The 17,341-nt window shown below is 39.9% G+C and carries 16 protein-coding genes; 7 read left to right on the top strand and 9 right to left on the bottom strand.

Features of this window, described 5'->3' with window-relative positions; all coding sequences use genetic code 11:
• Positions 1 to 65 precede the first annotated feature (65 nt).
• Positions 66 to 659, top strand: coding sequence for a substrate-binding domain-containing protein (locus tag NFS43_RS10880; protein ID WP_251551689.1), 594 nt, complete (start codon positions 66 to 68; stop codon positions 657 to 659).
• A 209-nt stretch (positions 660 to 868) separates the two neighbouring features.
• Positions 869 to 1,417 (top strand): helix-turn-helix domain-containing protein, encoded by a 549-nt coding sequence (locus NFS43_RS10875; protein WP_338150600.1) that lies wholly within the window; start codon positions 869 to 871, stop codon positions 1,415 to 1,417.
• A gap of 250 nt (positions 1,418 to 1,667) precedes the next feature.
• Here the strand turns inward: NFS43_RS10875 and NFS43_RS10870 are convergent, their stop codons facing one another.
• Positions 1,668 to 2,954: an NCS2 family permease gene (locus tag NFS43_RS10870; protein WP_251551687.1), complete on the bottom strand. Its 1,287-nt coding sequence runs from the start codon at positions 2,952 to 2,954 to the stop codon at positions 1,668 to 1,670.
• A gap of 120 nt (positions 2,955 to 3,074) precedes the next feature.
• Between NFS43_RS10870 and NFS43_RS10865 the strand changes: the two genes are divergently transcribed.
• Entirely contained in the window at positions 3,075 to 3,944 is an 870-nt protein-coding gene (locus NFS43_RS10865) for a LysR family transcriptional regulator (protein ID WP_251551686.1), read from the top strand.
• 324 nt (positions 3,945 to 4,268) lie between these two features.
• Here NFS43_RS10865 and NFS43_RS10860 read toward each other — a convergent pair whose 3' ends face one another.
• On the bottom strand, positions 4,269 to 5,015 hold the full coding sequence (locus NFS43_RS10860) for a MerR family transcriptional regulator (RefSeq protein WP_251551685.1): 747 nt from the start codon (positions 5,013 to 5,015) through the stop codon (positions 4,269 to 4,271).
• 240 nt (positions 5,016 to 5,255) lie between these two features.
• Between NFS43_RS10860 and NFS43_RS10855 the strand changes: the two genes are divergently transcribed.
• Positions 5,256 to 5,783, top strand: coding sequence for a GNAT family N-acetyltransferase (locus NFS43_RS10855; RefSeq protein WP_251551684.1), 528 nt, complete (start codon positions 5,256 to 5,258; stop codon positions 5,781 to 5,783).
• Between the two features lie 230 nt (positions 5,784 to 6,013).
• Positions 6,014 to 6,547 carry a dihydrofolate reductase family protein gene (locus tag NFS43_RS10850; protein ID WP_251551683.1) on the top strand — a complete coding sequence of 178 codons (534 nt, stop codon included), beginning with the start codon at positions 6,014 to 6,016 and terminating at the stop codon, positions 6,545 to 6,547.
• A gap of 155 nt (positions 6,548 to 6,702) precedes the next feature.
• On the opposite strand, the gene NFS43_RS10845 is transcribed toward NFS43_RS10850, so the two are convergent.
• The 4 genes from NFS43_RS10845 to NFS43_RS10830 form a co-directional block, all read right to left on the bottom strand.
• The gene (locus NFS43_RS10845; RefSeq protein ID WP_251551682.1) at positions 6,703 to 8,562 is read right to left on the bottom strand and encodes an ABC transporter permease; all 1,860 of its coding nucleotides are present in this window, start codon (positions 8,560 to 8,562) and stop codon (positions 6,703 to 6,705) included.
• Positions 8,537 to 9,301 carry an ABC transporter ATP-binding protein gene (locus tag NFS43_RS10840; RefSeq protein ID WP_251551681.1) on the bottom strand — a complete coding sequence of 255 codons (765 nt, stop codon included), beginning with the start codon at positions 9,299 to 9,301 and terminating at the stop codon, positions 8,537 to 8,539. Before NFS43_RS10840 ends, NFS43_RS10845 begins: the two co-directional genes overlap by 26 nt.
• A gap of 86 nt (positions 9,302 to 9,387) precedes the next feature.
• On the bottom strand, positions 9,388 to 10,389 hold the full coding sequence (locus NFS43_RS10835) for a sensor histidine kinase (RefSeq protein WP_251551680.1): 1,002 nt from the start codon (positions 10,387 to 10,389) through the stop codon (positions 9,388 to 9,390).
• Complete coding sequence (locus NFS43_RS10830) at positions 10,386 to 11,090, bottom strand: response regulator transcription factor (RefSeq protein ID WP_251551679.1); 705 nt, start codon at positions 11,088 to 11,090, stop codon at positions 10,386 to 10,388. Before NFS43_RS10830 ends, NFS43_RS10835 begins: the two co-directional genes overlap by 4 nt.
• Positions 11,091 to 11,249: 159 nt before the next feature.
• On the opposite strand from NFS43_RS10830, the gene trmL reads away from it, so the two are divergent.
• Positions 11,250 to 11,720 carry a tRNA (uridine(34)/cytosine(34)/5-carboxymethylaminomethyluridine(34)-2'-O)-methyltransferase TrmL gene (trmL, locus tag NFS43_RS10825; protein ID WP_251551678.1) on the top strand — a complete coding sequence of 157 codons (471 nt, stop codon included), beginning with the start codon at positions 11,250 to 11,252 and terminating at the stop codon, positions 11,718 to 11,720.
• Positions 11,721 to 12,083: 363 nt separating this feature from the next.
• Positions 12,084 to 12,953, top strand: a complete 870-nt coding sequence (locus NFS43_RS10820) for an AraC family transcriptional regulator (RefSeq protein ID WP_251551677.1) — start codon at positions 12,084 to 12,086, stop codon at positions 12,951 to 12,953.
• Between the two features lie 6 nt (positions 12,954 to 12,959).
• On the opposite strand, the gene NFS43_RS10815 is transcribed toward NFS43_RS10820, so the two are convergent.
• The 3 genes from NFS43_RS10815 to NFS43_RS10805 all read right to left on the bottom strand — a co-directional run bounded on the left by NFS43_RS10815 (position 12,960) and on the right by NFS43_RS10805 (position 17,182).
• Positions 12,960 to 14,750: an ABC transporter ATP-binding protein gene (locus NFS43_RS10815; RefSeq protein WP_251551676.1), complete on the bottom strand. Its 1,791-nt coding sequence runs from the start codon at positions 14,748 to 14,750 to the stop codon at positions 12,960 to 12,962.
• Positions 14,747 to 16,552, bottom strand: coding sequence for an ABC transporter ATP-binding protein (locus NFS43_RS10810; protein ID WP_251551675.1), 1,806 nt, complete (start codon positions 16,550 to 16,552; stop codon positions 14,747 to 14,749). Before NFS43_RS10810 ends, NFS43_RS10815 begins: the two co-directional genes overlap by 4 nt.
• 195 nt (positions 16,553 to 16,747) lie before the next feature.
• Complete coding sequence (locus NFS43_RS10805; RefSeq protein WP_251551674.1) at positions 16,748 to 17,182, bottom strand: YhfM domain-containing protein; 435 nt, start codon at positions 17,180 to 17,182, stop codon at positions 16,748 to 16,750.
• Between the last annotated feature and the right edge of the window lie 159 nt (positions 17,183 to 17,341).

Raw genomic sequence — 17,341 nt, 5'->3', positions numbered from 1 at the left:
GAATTTAATGTAAACACTAGCTGCAAGCCTATGTAAATTTCGCTGCATTTTTCTGCACTTTCTGCTTGCAAAAAACAGACAAAATTCTAGATCTATTAAATGAGGCAAAAAATCAAATTAAATCGGAGCCCGAATACTATCGGATAGCGACAACAGAAACTATTTTATCTAACTATCTAAGCGTTCGTATTAAAGATGAGTTGGAAAAATTCCAAATTTATATATTAGGCAGTAGTCAGCTGAAAAATCCATTAAAGGAAAAAAAGGTCGATTTAGTCATAAGTTACAACGATTACGCTGATTCAGAGTTCAAGAAACTTTTTAGTACAAACATTTCAATAGGGTTATTAAAATCAAAAGTAAAAACGGATGTTAATTTTCTAGAAGAATTCTTCCTTGTTAGTCATGATAAAGAATGCCCTTTCAGGAAATGTACAATCAAATTTATGGAGGAAAACCATATTCCAAAGAAACAACTTCAGCTAGTTGATTCTTACTCATTTATGAAGGAATTAGTTTCTCAAGGAAAGGGGATCGCTTTTTTACCAATTCAGGAACCATCAGAAAGGATTGAGGAAATACTTAGAGAAGCTATTACCCTTCACTTTTTCACTACTAAATCCTCAGAAAAATTAATACCAAAAAGCCTAATAGAATGATTGAAAATGGAATTCAACATAGCAAAACTTTGAAATTTTTAGGTCAAGCAGGCTACAGACTATACATTCGAAGAGAATCTATATGGCTAAGAACGTTAAACATTTCTCAATAAAGCAAGAGAAAGTCAGTTGACTATTATCAATAATGACAATAACATGAATAATGATAATAATGCTCCAAAAAAATAAGCAAATAAATTATTGTGGTGATGTTTATGAAAAAAGAGTCAAAGGCCGATTTGATGCTGCATCCTGTTCGGTTTCGTATTGTGCAGTGCTTATTAGGAGGGGAAGAAAGGACAGTACAAGAAATAAGTTCTGCTCTATCGGATATTCCCCAAGCTACGCTCTATCGCCATATTAACAAGCTTATAGATGGCGGATTGGTAAAAGTGGTCCAACAACGTCAAGTAAGGGGTACTTTAGAGAAGGTACTTTCACTTCAAAGTACGAAAGCTGTTTCGCAAGAAGAACTTGCATTGATGTCAAGAGATGAACACATGCGTGTGTTTATGATGTTTTTGGCTTCTCTTGTTGACGATTATGATCGGTATCTCCAGCAAGAGGAATTTGATCTACTACAAGACGGAGTCAGTTTCCGAAAAGCGACACTGTATCTTTCAGATGAGGAATTCAAAGAAATGGTCAAGACAATTCGTCAAGTCATTGAATCATCTATGTCCAATCAGCCAAGAGAATCACGGCGGAAAAGAGTTTTCACAAACATAATTATGCCTGATGGCAAAAAGGAAGGGTGAGTGTCTTGGGAAAAGCATTAAAACGTCATACCTTCACTTCGGCTCTACCTCTTGTATTAATCATTCATCAGGAATATCATTTCGCTGGGGATTTGGATTTTGTGCTTTTACGAGTGGTAAGTTAACTCCCCAGCGCTTCGTATATTTGGAATAAAAAAATGACAGAAACCCATTATTTTACGGGATTCTGCCATTTTTTTCGGTTAAATTTTCCACTTCAAACCAAGTCTTTTAGTTTTCATCCAATATCTTAAAACACATACTGAATGACAAAATTACTAATAAACAAAATAGCAATCAAATAGAGTGCCGGGTGGATTTCCTTCCCTTTCCCCATTAATAGCTTCATCAATGGGTATAGAATAAAGCCGATCGCCATGCCATCTGCAATACTATACGTTAAAGGAATCAACACAATAATTAAAAGAGCCGGAAAACTTTCCGTTAAATCGTCCATTTTGATATGAACAATATTTTGCAGCATAAGAACGCCGATTAAGATCAAAATAGGAGAAACCGCACTGGCGGGAATGATTTTAATAACAGGTATAAACAAAATAGAAACAAGAAACAAAAATCCAGTTACCATGCTCGTTAAGCCTGTCCTTCCACCTGCCGTAATGCCTGCGGCCGTTTCCACAGAGGCGACAGTCGGACTAGAACCAAAAAGGCCGGAAGCTAACGCCGATACAGCGGTTGCCTCCAGGGATTTCTTACTGCTTTCAGGGCGGTTTAGCATGTTGCTATGTCCATGGATCAGCCCGATATTTTCAAACACAAGCACCATCGCTAAAGAAATGGAAGTTAACCAGAATACAAGATTACCTGCATGTGCCCACGAAAGCTGGCCGAACACCCCAAAGTACTCATGAAAAGCTGGCATGGATAGAGTGATCCCCTCAAAGTCTCCTCCCCCAAACCAAATCGATAGCAAGGATGTTATCAAAATACTTAATAAAAGGTTTCCCGGAACATTTTTAATAAATAAGATAATCGTAATCACTAAACCTATTAAGGTTATGACCGCTGTCGGACTGCTTAAATCGCCTATTGCAAGCAAGGTATGGTCAGAATTCGTGATGATTCCAGCGTTGTCAAATCCAATCAGGATTAATAAGATTCCAATTCCAATCGTAATGGCCTCTTTTAAGGAATTAGGAATCGATGTCGTAATCACCTTTGCCAGTGGTGTAAAAGCAATCACAGCGAAGATGAGTCCAGAGACGAACACCATCGCCAGCGCTTCCTGCCAAGTAAATCCGCCCGATTGAACAATGGTATATGTAAACATCGCGTTAATGCCCATACCAGGTATCAGCAGGATCGGGGTATTACTATATAAGCCGATGATCAAACACCCAAAAAAGCTGGATAAGATAGTCGCGATGATCCCCGCCTCCATCGGAATTCCTGCTACTGCCAAGATCGTGGCATTCACAATAATAATATAGACCACGGTAATATATGAAATAAGACCGGCAGAAAATTCTTTCCCGATTGTCGTACCATGTTGTTTTAATTTAAATAAACGTTCCATGTCAAACACCTTTCTATCTGTCAGATGAACCGAAAGCTATCATAACATAGACATTCACTATATGAAAAATATATAATTTATATAGAAATCATACATTTTTTAAATAGTTGGTGAAAGTGAATGGATATGAAACAATTACGTTATTTTATTGCGATCGCGGAGGAAAAGAACATTACCGCTGCTGCGAACCGATTGCATATGTCCCAGCCGCCGCTCAGCCTTCAGCTGAAGCAGCTGGAACAGGAGCTCGGTGTTATATTAATAGAGCGAAATGGCAAGAGCTTGGAGTTAACCGATAAAGGAAAACTCCTATATGAACGTGCCTTGCATCTCGTTAACAGCGTGGAAGAAATAAAAAATGAATTGGTGGAGACCGATGAAGGGAAAAAGGGCGTACTTTCTGTCGGGCTTAATACCATGTCGGTTTCCGGATTTTCGAAAATGCTTCATTCCTTTCACAAAAAATATCCGCTTGTGTCCTTAAAAATTGTCCAAAATGACTCTTTTTATTTAGCAGAGAGTGTAAAAACAAGGGCGATTGAAATGGCTTTTGTCCGTCTACCGCTTGAACATCGTGGTCTGACTTATCATCATCTTGCCAATGAGCCATTTGTTTTCGTGAGCAAGAAAGCAACAGGCATGATCTCTTTAGAAGAAATCTCTCATATGCCCTTGATTATCCCGAGTACCGAGGGCTTGGGCATTTATAATACAATTCTTGAAGCATTTTCCAGGCATGGTCTTCCGCTCACAAGTATTGCGGAGTGCTCGGATATGCATGTATTAATGGAGATGTTGAAGGATGGAATGGGCGTAACCATTGTTCCAAAATCGGTTTTTGATGTCTATGGGGACCAAAATCTATATTCTACTCCCATTAAGGATGCCAATATGACTTCATCTTTAGGCTTCATTTGGCTGGAACATCATTTTGTCTCGACACCGGCTAAAAATTTTATGGAGATCGTTAAGGAAAAGCTAATGAGTTAGGGTACAAAACATCATGTTGAAACTGGGCGGAAAGGACTTCTTTCGTAGATTTATTCTACAAAATTTCAATTTAATCTTCAAAATATCAATTTATTCAACAAAAATTTAATTTTTTCTACAAAACTACGGAGAAATTCTACAAAACTTGGAACCTTTTTCCAAAACATACATTCATGCCTCTATATATAAGGTTTAGAAGAAAAGATAAGACAAAGCTTATTGACGCCTCCAAAAATGAGTCTAACTTAATTGAGGCTGCTCAATCAAAAAGGCCGAGAGAATTCCCCCGGCTCATTGTTTCCAACTCCCATATAGAGTTCGTTTTTACTTGGTCTCCCCCAAATAACACTCCGCCACTCTTTTTAGAAAATAGCTGTACCCCACCTGCATCCCCTCAAACATTTTCCGATGAAATTCATCCATAATGAAAAACTCAGTTTGATTGAAAAAATCTTGCGGTGTGGCTGGGTGTCCCTTTTTTTCTAAAACGGCTAAATGCTCTTTGACCCGCTCGAAAACTTTTGGGTCATGGGCTGGAAATCCTTCTTGTAAGAAGCGAACCATATCTGCATTAAAGGACTGGGCTTCTCTGGCTGAGTCGTTCAGTGCTTCTACATCAATGGGTTGATTGGTCAGGTCGACGTCGTATTCCTTTTTCAAATGTTCATTTTGGTCCTTTAAGGCTTCCTGCCATTCCGCATCCGTAGCAAATCCTTTAAACATAGTTTCCATGTCCAAATCGACTCCTTCTTTCGTGCTTTTAATCGAGGCATTGATCGTCATGACCAGTCCTTTGAATCGCTCGATTTTTTGTTCTAAACTAGCCTTTTGGTCAATCAACATCTTTTCCCTGTCGATGTCTCCGTCCAATAGTTGTCCAATTTCCTTAAGAGGAAAACCCAGCTCTTTATAAAAAAGAATATGCTGCAGGCGTTCCAGATCCTTTTTTCCGTATATCCGGTAGCCGGCTTCTGTCGTCTGCTCCGGTATCAACAGACCAATTTTGTGATAATGGTGCAATGTCTTAACGGTTGTATGCGCCAGTTTTGCCACTTCTTGCACGGTGTACATCGTATTTCCCCCTTTCTCTGTTTTTTATCCTAAAGTATCCTGTAAGGTAAGAGTCAACATACGTTATAATAAATTCATGAGTTTGTTTAAAGGATATCAAATCGAAAGGGAATAAATACATAGGAATAAAGTGAAGACAATGGAATAGCCTTATTCTCAATCCCCTATTTTGGCATTATCTGGGCGAAAGGCAGCCAATTTTGAGTGAAAACTTATTGACTGTCAAAAAGGAGTTTAGAAATGATATATTTTAAGACTGAACGTCTATACACAAGAAGATTTGAAGAAGCTGACCTAGAGGACTTCCACGAAATGCAAAGTAATCATCATGTGATGAAATTTATTATTGGAAGAGGTAAAACAAAGTCAGAGAATGCAACCGAATTACAAAATATCATAAATAGTTATCACAAAAATAATTCTGAACGATTCATTATGGCTACTTCAGAAATAAACGATGAAAATCGTACATTAATCGGAGCTTGTGCGTTAGTTAAAAATGAAGACAATGAATTTGAAGTTGGCTACAGATTTTCTGAAAAATATTGGGGAAAAGGGTATGGATCTGAAATTTTGAAGGGATTACTCAAATTTTGTCTGTATGATTTAGCTATCAATAAAGTGATTTCTATTGTTGAAAAAGAAAATATGTATTCAGTTAGAATACTTGAAAATTCCCCTATGGAGTTTATTAGAGAATATGAAGAAGAAGACAGCAAAAATTTAGTCAGACTTTATAGGTTAGAAAAACCTGTTCATTTAAAATAGATTTCTTGTATTATTTTGACATCCACTAATGACACATTGTCCCGGTTATACGTTTCATAATAATTCGTATCGATAATCGGGCGCTTTGTCCCATAATAATAAGAAGGCATGAGCTTTTCGGCCTTATCAGAATCTTTGACAATCTCGCGAATCTTGGAACGGATAAATCATGAAAGCACATTCAACTAACGGATAATGGAACATTCATTCTAAATTAGAGAAGGGATATTATGGGTAAAAACCGAAAATTAGTATTATTTATTTCAACCAGTTTAGATGGGTATATAGCTGCAAAAGATGAATCACTTGATTGGCTATTCAAAGTTGAAGGTGAAGGAGATAACGGTTATTCTGAATTTTATGAAACGGTGGATACGATTTTATTCGGCAAAAGGACCTACGATTGGGTAATGAAGCAAGGCATAGAAGAACTCCCCTATAAAAACAAAGAATGTTATGTATTTACAAGGTCTCCTCTTGATGATAAGGAAGATGTAAAATTTGTTCATGAAGATGCGGTTAATTTCACCAAAAACCTTATAAATCAAGAAGGAAGAAACATTTGGGTTGTTGGTGGCGGAGAATTGTTACATTCTTTTTTAAAAGATAAATTGGTTGATGAATTCATCATTAAAGTTGCTCCCATTTTACTTGGGACAGGAATTCCTCTGTTTAGAGAGGGAGAGGATCAAGTACACCTATCATTGAAAAGTGTAAGGAACTTCAATCAATTCGTTGAACTACACTATGAAGTTAAAAAGTAAAGGCACAAAAGAACGAAGGAAACCCTCAAAAAATCGGGTTTCCTCTATTTATTCGCAATGATCAACATTAAAAATTAACAGAGCCTTTTTTCTGCATAAAAAAATGCTCACGTATTGGTGGGGCATTAAATTCGGGCCGAAGCAACTGCCGTTGCTCACAGAACCGATCGAACCTGCTTCGTATAGAAAAACCGGACAATCGCAAAGTACACGATTTGGATCAATAAAAATACGCCCAATACCGCAATCGATACTTTTGTTAAATCATAAAAGAAAAGATGTGACAAAGAGGTCAGAGCAACGGCTCCATGAATCAGCGCTACTAAAATCGGCGTGAAGAAAAGAATTGCCGTTTGTCTCGTCAAAACCTTTTTCAATTCTTTCTCTGTTAAGCCGATTTTGGCAATCGAACGGAACTTTTGTTTGTCTTCCTCTAAATCCGCGTAAAGTCGGAAATAAAGGAAACTTCCAGCCGAAACAAAAAAGACAATCCCGATAAACAATCCGACAAACAATACGAGACCATATTGCTTATTTAATTGATAGATACTATAATCCTTCGCATAAAATTCACCTGGAGAAACCATTTCTGCTATCTTTTTGGAAGCTTCTACGATATTTTCTTTCCCATCGGTTACCTGCCAGGCATGATAGCTCTCTTCCCTTTTTGAAGCTGGCAGTTCCTCAAAATCCTGATCAGAAACAACGTAATAAGAATCCGTTGCCGGCAGGGCTCTTGAAGAAATCACTTCCTTTGGACGTAAGGTAACACCTGTATTCAATTTAATCGATTGCTCAAGCAATTCATCGGTTTGTCCAAACTGATTTCCAGTAAATTCAACCACTTTCACCTGGCCATTTTGGATGTCAATGGGATCCTCTCCCAGCAGCTTAGCAAAACGGTTAAAATCCGATTCCCTAGAGATAACGATGGAATCTTGCCCAATCTCATAATAGCGAAGCGTTGTTTGCTCGTGATTCGCCTTCATCTTTTCTTCCCTAATCGTTTCATTAATAACAGCGACATCCTGCTCGTTTTGCTTAACCGCTGTATAGGAAAAAGTATAAGGATTGTTATTTTTCAACCCTGCCGTCAGAAAGGTTTGAAAACCAAATAACGTTCCTATCGCACTAAAGGCGACAGTGGAAACAATTGCAACCATAAAAAAGGTGCGGGCATTATCCTTCATTCGGAAGGAAAGATCGGATAATAAAATCATGTTTGTTTTCCGCCAAAAGATGTTGTCATTCTTCTTTAATCTTCGGATCAAATAAACACTCAACTGCGTGAACAACAGATACGTACCGAGGATCACTACAACAATCACTGGCAGCATCGCGACGATTACAAGGGTTCCCTTCACAATGAAAGCCGCTGCATAGCCGATTCCAATCAATAATACGGCTAAAACTGTCAGAAAGAGATTCGCCTTTGGTTCACCCTTCGACTTCTTATTTCCTTTAATTAAGTCAATCAGCTTTCGGCTCCTCAAGACATAGGAGACAAAAAGCGAAATAAAGAAAAATAACAACATAAACGAAACAAAGGTGACAAGTATAGCTTGAATCGGAATATAGAAATTCAGGGCGCCATCCATGACAAGGACATTTTCTCCAATCAGCAAAATTCCTTTGGAAAAAATCAATCCCAGCAAGATCCCGCCTGCAGTGGCAAAAAAGCCAATCACCATGTTTTCCAGGAATACCATGAGACGAATTTGCCTAACGGACATGCCCAGTATCATCAAGGACCCGAACTCTTTCTTCCGGGTATTCAAAAAGGAACTCATGGAATAGAGAATGAAGAAAAAGGAAAAGACATAAATGATTCCTGCTGAAATATTCATCCCCCGCTGTACCGCCTTATTCATCTCACTTCCGGCCAAAACCGGGTGGAAAGCGAAGATCGCAAATGTAAAAAAGACCATCACCGTAAACAGGCTGCTTAGGAAGTAAGCGGCATATAACCGTTTGTTGCGGACGACATTATTAAACGCGAATCTGCGAAAGGTCATGGCCATCCCCTCCCAGCAAAGAAAGTGTATCAATGATTTTTTGGAAAAAGGCTTGGCGATTGTCTCCGCGATGAATTTCTGAATAGAACCTTCCGTCCCGGATAAAAATCACCCGATTGCAATAACTGGCCGCCTGTGGATCATGGGTCACCAATAGCATCGTCGTGCGCTCATTCTTATTGATCGATTCCAGCATTTCCATGACGTCCTTCGATGACTTCGAATCCAGATTCCCAGTCGGCTCATCAGCAAGCAGCATCTTCGGCACATGAATCATCGCCCTTGCCACAGCTGCCCTTTGTGCCTGACCACCAGATATTTCTACGGTGCGCTTATTCATAATCGGGGTGATCCCCAATTTTTCCGCTATTTCCTGCGCCTTCTGCTTCATCTCTTGAACCTTTTTCCCATCAAGCGTCAACGGAAGGACAATATTTTCCTCCACGGTTAAGGTGTGCAGCAAATTAAAGTCCTGGAAAACAAACCCGAGTTCCCGCCTGCGGAATTTAGCCAACTCCTCTTTTTTAAGAAGATGGGGATTCTCTCCATTGATCAAGATCACTCCGGTCGTTGGCTCATCAATCGTAGCAATCATATTCAATAGAGTCGTCTTCCCGCTCCCAGACGGACCCATGATGCCGACAAACTCCCCCTCTTCAATGGATAAATTGATATGATCTAATGCTTTATAGGCTATTTTGCCTTCATAAATTTTACTTACCTGTTTAACTTCTAACATCACAAGATCTCCTTCCTCATTTCTGATCTGTGATTAGTATACCTTGCCTATTGCGGCCGTAACTATCGATTCTTCTTTCACTTTCCTTACAAGCTTGTAAGGTTTTGCGTTTTTGAAAAAATAATCCGGAAGACGGCACCTTTTCCTGCTTCCGACTCCATTTCAATCCGGTGGCCGAGGGTATCTGCCGTCTCTTTCACCAAATACAGCCCCATACCTGTAGATTCTCGAAATTTCCTGCCATTTTCTCCGGTAAAAAAGGGATCAAAGATTCGCCGTTTATCCGTTTCAGGAATGCCGATTCCAAAATCCTTCACTTCCAGAATCGCTTCTTTTTCTCTTTCATAAAGGGAAATGACGATCCGATTGCTGATGTGGGAAGAATATTTCACCGCGTTCTGGATCAGCTGGGAGAGGATAAAATACAGCCACTTTTCATCGGTCTCCACTATCATTCCTTCCTTTTCCACTTCCAGCTTCGGATAAACTTTGTTGCGGATGTAAAATCGCTTATTCTCTCCGTTCACTTCATCCACCAGTTTGACGAGGTTTACCGGCTTTATGTGGAAATCCTGCTCAATGGTCCGTAGCCTTGCCATATATAGGACCGTATTCAAGCCGGTTTTCATCCGCTCGGTTTCTTCCCGGATATTGGAGGAATCAGGTTCATCTAAATTTTGAGCCGTGAGTTCAATGACGGATAATGGAGTCTTCATCTGATGAACCCATTGATCCATAAACCTCCGATGCCCTTCCTGCTCTTTTTCGACTGTTTCTAGCTTGCTTTGAAACAGTATGTACTGGTTACGCAGCAGTTGATCAAAAGCTTTCGAAATCGGTGCGTCATCTGTTTTTTGCAAGCTGTCATCCAGTGATTCCAGCGGCTGGTTTAGGCGCTGGTACAGCCTTCGGCGCAATAAATAATAGGAAAGGAGGTAGCAGCCCAGAATGAAAAAACTGAGAAAAGCTGCGTATAAAAACAGTTGGATATCCCGATATCCAGCTAACCAGAAGATGGAAAGGATGACGAGCATTTGAAGCACCTGAACGACAATCAGTAAGGCATGCTCCTTAAAAAATAGTTTCACCGTTCCTCTTCCTTCCATGAAAGGTTTAACCGATATCCTGCCCCTCTAACGGTTTCCACTGCATCTGGCAAGCCAATTTCCTGAAACTTTTTCCGAACTCTCGCAATATTTACATTCAATGTATTTTCATCGACATAGCTTTGGTCATCCCAAAGCTTTTCTAACAAGTCTTCACGGCCTGCCACCCGCGGATATCGTTCCATCAAGCTTTCGATGATATCTGCTTCCTTCTTTGATAAGGTAACGGTTTTGCTGGCAAAGGCCAGCTCCATTCGTTCCGGAAAGAAGGTAAGGCCCGCGTTTTCTATGACCCGGTCCTTTTGTCTGGCGGCATATTCCCCATAAGCGCGGCGAAGCTGGCTGCGGATTTTGGCCATGACAACTTCGGCACTAAAGGGCTTGGTGATATAATCATCTCCCCCATTCTCTAAGGCCATGACCTGGTCCATCTCCCCGATCCGGGCCGAGATAAAAATGACGGGGCACACCGACTCCTTGCGAATCTGCCGGCACCAATAATACCCGTCAAAGCTTGGCAGATTGATATCTAATAGAACGAGATCTGGAGTGATCTCATAAAATGCCTTCATGACATGTTCAAAATCCATTACGCACGTCACTTCATAGCCATATTTTTCAATATGTGTTTTCAAATGTTCGGCAATTTTAGGATCGTCTTCCACAATCATTATTTTTTGCATGGTCCCTCACTCCTTGTATCAGATACCATTATGGCACAGAATGAAAGGAGCGACAAAAAATTTATAGGAAGAAACCTATTATTATCTCCATAAGGAGATGACTCCTCCTAATAATGTGCTATAATTTTGAGGGGAAAATGAAGATAGAGGTGACCATTCTTGGCAATACATGTTGTACTATATCAACCAGATATTCCGTCCAATACGGCAAATATTGCACTTACTTGTGCCGCAACGGATACCGCCCTGCACTTAATCCGTCCTCTCGGCTTTTCAACCGATGAGGAAATGATCAAAAGAGCAGGTTTAGATTTCTGGCATCTTGTCAACATCACGTATTATGACTCATTGGATGACTTTTTCTCCAAAAATCAAGGTGAGTTTTACTATATTGAGACGTTTGGCGAAAAAACTCATTCGGCCTATGATTTCAGTGATGAATCAAAGGAACATTATTTTATGTTTGGAAAAGAAACAACCGGTTTACCAAAGGATTTATTAGAGAAAAATAAAGATCACTTTTTAAGAATACCCATGAGTGAAAATGTTCGCTCCCTGAACCTATCGAATACGGCCGCTATTCTGGTGTATGAGGCTTTACGCCAGCAAGGATATCCCCATTTGCGATAAAAAATCTTCCATCTTGGAAGATTTTTTTTGATTTTACTGTCCAAATTCAGTTTATTCTACAAAATCTAGGAAGGATTCTACAAATTTACGAGTTTTTCTACAAAACCAACCGATAATTCTACAAAAATTGGCATATACTTCCAAATCAACAATATCTTATAAGTTATTCTACAAATTTACGAGTTATTCTACAAAATCAGCTAGCAATTCTACAAAATTTCAAGTTATTCTACAAAAATTGGAATATATTCCCATACCAACAGCACACTCCTCACTACATTACAAGGAAAAATCAATTCTTGCAAAATAGTCTACTATCACAAATCCCGCGTATCCTTAAATTAGATATCAAACACGAAAAGGATGAGTTATATTGTGCGGGATTTTGGCAGTTTACTTTCAAGCTTAAATGAATTGACCTTTTCTATCTTATTAGCAGGTTCCAAAACATTTCCGCCTGGTGGGAGAAAAAGAAGGAAAAAAACCCTTTATCCTTCACTATGGTTTATTACAAAAGGATCTGGCGAAATTGTTATGAATGGAAAAAAAAGCGAGCTTTCTCCCGGAAAACTGGTCATTTTTACTCCAGGAATGTCCTGCGACAAAAAATCAGATTCCAACGACCCCCTTGAGATTTACTTTATCCGGTTCACTTATGCTGGCGCATTTGAAAAGAAGGAACAATGGTACTTTAAACATCCGGAAGAAATCCATTTTCCACTGCAGGGCGTGTATACCATTAAAAACAGCACGGGAGTCGCTTTTTTATTCGAAGAAATCCTTTCTCTCTCAAAACGAAGAGGGTCAGCCATTGCCTTTAAGAAAAAAATCTTATTCCAAGAACTGCTGTTAACGTTGATTCAAGACTTTCATTCACAAACCATTTCCAAAGACACCAAACAGGTCATTGAAGAAACAATTGACTACATCAGTCACCACTATCATCGGGCTATCACTCTATCAGATTTGGCCAAGATGGCAGGGCTGAGCAACAGTCATTACTCGAGACTCTTTAAGAAATATATTGGCTATAGTCCAATCGAATATGTCACCCATTTGCGGATCGACCGGGCAAAAGAACTTCTCGCCCATTCGGATAGACGAATCAAGGAAGTAAGTCTAAGTGTTGGCTATGAGGATGAACTCTATTTCAGCCGCATTTTTAAAAAGATCGTCGGCGTCTCCCCTACTCAGTTTAGTGATGAAAAAAAGATGGCTAATCACTTGGATTAGCCATCTTTACACTTCCTCCCTCACATTCTTCTCTTTGTTTTGATTTAAACACAATTGATAATAAGAAGAGCGGTTTCTAATTAGCTGGTGATGATTTCCCATTTCTACGATTCTTCCTTTATCCAAGACGATGATTTTATCCGCATGCTGGATGGTGGAAAGCCGATGGGCAATGATTATCGTGGTCCGGTCCTTTGACATTTCCCGCAAAACTTCTTGTACCGCTTGCTCGGTTTCGGTATCGATGTTCGCCGTCGCTTCATCCAGAATCAAGACATCAGGATTGGCCATCATCGCTCTTAAAAAAGACAGCAGCTGTCTTTGACCGGCCGATAATACAGTTCCTTCCTCGCCAAGCATCGTTTCATAGCCCTGTGGCAGCATTCGGAAAAATCCATCAATATTTAAAGACTTTGCCGCGTCAATGATTTCCTCATCCGTCACCTGTTGATGATCTAAGCGGATATTATTAAAAACGGTTCCTGAAAACACAAATGGATCCTGTTGAATGATCCCAATATGGTTCCTGAGATCGTTTAACTGAACCTCTTTTATATGGATTCCATCAAGCGTAATCGTTCCCTTTTGGTTATCATAAAACCGGTTCATCAGCTGAATGATCGAGCTTTTGCCTGCCCCAGTTGCTCCTGCAATCCCAACGGTTTCGCCTTGATGGATCCGGAAATGAAGATCCTTTAAAACCCACTCTTCCTGATCGTAGGCAAACCAAACGTGTTGAAATACGATATCACCGCGAACTTTTTCCGGAAGCTGCTTTGGCCGTTCAGGATTTACGATGGCCGGTTCCGTTTCCAAGGTTTCAAAAATCCGCTCAGCTGATGCCAGTGCAGCCTGGATCTGATTGAACCGGTCCGCGATACCTCTCAGTGGTTCAAAAAACTGCCTGACATAACTGGTAAAAGCATAAACAGTACCAAAAGTAATCGTACTGTCCAAGACACTTCTTCCGCCATACCAAACCAATAGTGCCAGCGATATATTTCCAAAGAAACCAATCGAAGGGTTAAAAATGGAATTGATAACTGTTTGTTTCATTCCTGCCCGATAATGCTCTTCGTTTAACTCATTGAACTGTTCAAGCTGCTTTCCTTCCCGGGCAAATAATTGAATCACACTCATTCCTGAAAGATTTTCTGCCAGATACGAAAGAAGCCTAGAAAGAATCGTCCGAAGCTGCCTTTGTGTTTTTCGCAGCACGCTTTTAAAATAAAAGGTCACGACGGCAATGACCGGTATAACGATGAAGCACACCAATGTAAGCTTTATGCTCATGTATATCATGAGAAAGATGATGCCGATAAGGATCAGAACTTCTTTTACTAGATTAACAATCACCTGGGAATACAGCTGGTTAAGTGATTCAACATCATGGGTAATCCTTGTGACTAATCTACCAGTCGGATTTCGCCGATAGAATGCCATTTCCATCTTGGCAAAATGCTGAAAGATGGCCTGCCTGAAATCATAGATGACATACTGCCCGGTAAATTGAAGCGCATTATTTTGAAAATAAGTACTGATTGAAGAGACCACAATCAAAACGAAATAGACAATTCCTAAAGTCATGAGCCCTTGATAATCATTTGTTGTGATATGAGAGTCAATAGCCACTTTGATGATATAAGGCTGGGCCAGGCTTGCGATCACAATAAATCCTGTTAAAGCAAGTGATAATAAAATCAGTTTCCAATAAGGTTTTGCAAATGTGACCATGCCCTTGGCTAATTGACGATCACCCATTTTAGGAAGGTTCCCTGTGCTTACCTTTCGAATCATGACCTTCTCCTTCTTTTAATCAGGATCTTGTGCCGGTGAATGAATGGCATTGGCGGCGGCTCTAACGTCAATTGCTTGGATTGTTGTTCATACATTTTTTTATAAATGCCATCATTCTTTACCAGTTGTTGATGTGTACCTCTTTCTACAATTCTCCCCTCATCTAGTACTATGATTTGGTCTGCATCCTGGATAGCGGAAATCCGATGACTAATGATGATGGTCGTTCGGCCGCTTTTCATCTCGTTTCTAAGTGTCCTTAATATATGGGCTTCTGTCTTGGTATCAACCGCTGAGAGACTGTCATCAAAAATAATAATCGGGGAACGTTTGATCAAAGCTCTGGCCATGCTGACACGCTGCCGCTGTCCCCCTGATAATGAAAGTCCTCTTTCTACCAAAACTGTATCAAATTTTTCAGGGAATTTTTCGATATCATCATATACATGAGCCTGCTTGGCTGCTTGAAAGATGTGCTTCTCCTCATAAGGATTTGGGTCAAAGGCAATATTTTCTTTAATCGAGGAGGAAAATAAAAAATTCTCTTGTGGAACGTAAGCAACAGAAGTGCGAAGTGTTTTTAGTGGAAGATTCCGTATATCCTGATGATCCATAAAGATTGTATTTTTGGGTGGATTGTAGATTCGCAGGAGTAAATTGACCAACGTTGATTTTCCGCTTCCCACTCTCCCGACTATCGCCAAACTGGTTCCTTTAGGAATAGAAAGATCAATATTTAGCAAGGCGTATCGGTTGCTTTTATCATACTTGAAGGAGAGATTTCTGATGTCAATATGACCGGTAAACGAGGTGTTGGATTGAACGTCTTCTTCGTCTTGAATGTCTGGTTCTGTCGTTAATACATGGCGAATCCGGTCATCAGCCGCTTTCCCCTGCTGAAGCAGGTTGATCACCTTCCCAATGTTTTCTATCGGGGCAATCAGCAAGGACAAATACGTATTAAAAGCAACAAATTCTCCGAGCGAAATGGTGGTTCTCATGACTAAAATGGAACCTAATATGATGGAGAGCAGATAGCTAATACCGACAATTCCTGAGCTTAGAGAAGTAAACAACGAGTTGGAACGAATTAATTGTTTGTTCACCACCACATTTGAATGATTTTCTTCCGTAAACTTTTTCAGTTGTTCCTGTTCTTGTACATACGTTTTAATGACGCCGATGCCCGAACAAAATTCCTGTACCCTGCTGGTCAAAATCCCGATGGCTTCTTGTACTTTTAACGAATAGGTTTGCGTCTTCGACCGGAACCGATAGGCAATAAAGGTTAATCCAGGCAGAGGCAAAAGGACTGCTAATGTTAACAAGAGATTAATGGTACTGGCCATCATGAAAACAGCGATGGTAATTAGAACTGCCGCTTCCACCAGTTGAAAATATCCCTGCATGACTATCTGTCTCATGATATTGACATCATTTACGGCATGGGCCATCAAATTGCCGATCCGCTGATTGTGAAAATAATCCGCCTGCATTCGTTCCCAATGGGAAAACAACGATGTCCTTAAGTCCCGCTCTAGGATTCTGGACATTTTGAAGATATAAATGCGGCCAGATGACCGAAATACAAAGGCCCCAAACCCTACGATGATAAACCATAGAGCCAATTCCAATAAACCCGCTGAGGTAATGCCATCGCTTTGAAGCCCATCCGTGAATTCCTTTAATAAACCAGGGACCACTAATTGCAACAGAAGGGAAACTGCTAACAAGGTGGTTCCAAGGAAATAGCTCCATTTATGTAAGAAGAAATGTTCCCAAAAAATTGATCCATTTTTCACCATATCCCCCGCCTTCATTTAGGAATATGATTAGAATAACCCACCGATTTATCTAATAACAATGGATTTCCCCATCATCTTTCATGGATTATCTTGCTTTCCAAAGAGGATTTCTCTTACGGGTCCACCTTTGTCCCTAAGCAGTTGGCCGGCAGGACCGTCCATAGGAAAAGGCCACACGTTTGAGGCCAACTATTATTTGAGTTCAGATAATTTTCCACCTGTCAGTATTTCAAAAAGCTCTGCTGACTTTTTCTTGTCTAATTGAGCATATTTGCTTTCCGCATCAATGACAAGCTCTATTTTGTCCTTATTTGGACTGATCCAAAGTTCATACAACACAGCTTTTGCCACCGTTTCGGAATTTTTATATTGGAAAGCAAATCTGTAATCAGGAGGGCGGACCATCGACACTTTTGCATTTTCCCATTTAATATTTTGGACTAGTTTTCTGGCCCTTTGCACTTGCTCCTTATTCTCGATCAGTTTAAAGTCTTCATATTTATCATTATTGCCAATCCTCTTTTCTACCTCGATCTTTTGTACTTCATCTTTTGTTGCATTTGAACAACCAGTTATAAAGATTGAAATGATCGCAATAAATGCAATAAAATATTTCAATTTATTCAAGCATGCCACCCCATTTCTTTATAGGATAAATTCGACAATTCTTGCTCCAATCCTTTAAAGCATCGGGATCTAGAGATCAACCAGAAATTCTGGTTAATCTGGCCGCTATTCTGGTGTATGAGGTTTGCGCCAGCAAGGGTATTCTAATTTAATATAAGA

The sequence above is a fragment of the Neobacillus muris genome, assembly GCF_943193175.1.
Lineage (GTDB): Bacteria > Bacillota > Bacilli > Bacillales > Cytobacillaceae > Neobacillus > Neobacillus muris.
Note: the sequence above shows the minus strand (reverse complement) of the source record. Positions and strands in the feature narration are given on the sequence as shown.